The sequence below is a fragment of the Metasolibacillus sp. genome (assembly GCF_025291715.1).
In the GTDB taxonomy this organism is placed as follows: domain Bacteria; phylum Bacillota; class Bacilli; order Bacillales_A; family Planococcaceae; genus Metasolibacillus; species Metasolibacillus louembei.
In genome coordinates, this window is sequence record NZ_JAMBIZ010000070.1 from 1 (window position 1) to 724 (window position 724).

1 protein-coding gene is annotated in these 724 nt (G+C 29.8%); it reads left to right on the plus strand.

Going from position 1 to position 724, the window contains the following annotated elements:
- Positions 1-724, plus strand: a 724-nt coding sequence (locus M3Z76_RS19630; protein ID WP_295657555.1) for an AraC family transcriptional regulator, incomplete at both ends; no start/stop codon positions are given.

Below are 724 nucleotides of genomic sequence, written 5' to 3' on the forward strand. Positions count from 1 at the left end.
ACTAAATTTAAATAAAGAAGGGGCATTTAAAATGAATATTTCTAGAAAAATAGAGGTTGAACAGTTACGAGATAGGAAGAGTGAGCTATTTGATAAAGAGGTACTTAACATATTAAATGGTCAAGTTATGTATGAAGAATTTAAAAACGAAAAGCTAATGGGTGATTCTGATTATGCACCATTTAATGAAGCGATGTGTGTAAACCGAGTTACTACACAAGTTTTTGATGAAGAATTTATTAAGGCAAGGGCAGCAGGACATAACAGTTCAGTAGAAAGTTATACAAAAAAGGTTATAGATCCATTAAAAAAACTTTTTATGAAAGAGTACAAATGTATTGTTTTATGGTTTGGTGAAGATATGTTTTGTCAAATGAACTTACTTACCATACTTTCTCACCTTGAACAGTCTGCTTATGAAGGGAAGGTATACTTAAATAGCTTTAGAGAGGATGAATTTAAAGTAAATCAAATTGAACTTGAATTGGGGAATTATTCTTCTATATACAATGAAGTATTAGTAAACCATAAAAAGACCTCTCATAAGGTACCACCTGTAATGTATCAGGCTATAGACTTATTTTTAGAAATGTTAACAGAAGATAATGCAGTAATGAAATTCATCTCTAAAAATAAAGATTTATCAACTCGTGAATTATTAATAAAGTTGTTTTATCTTTTTCCAACAATCGGATATGGGGATACTCAGTACATAGAGCTGATT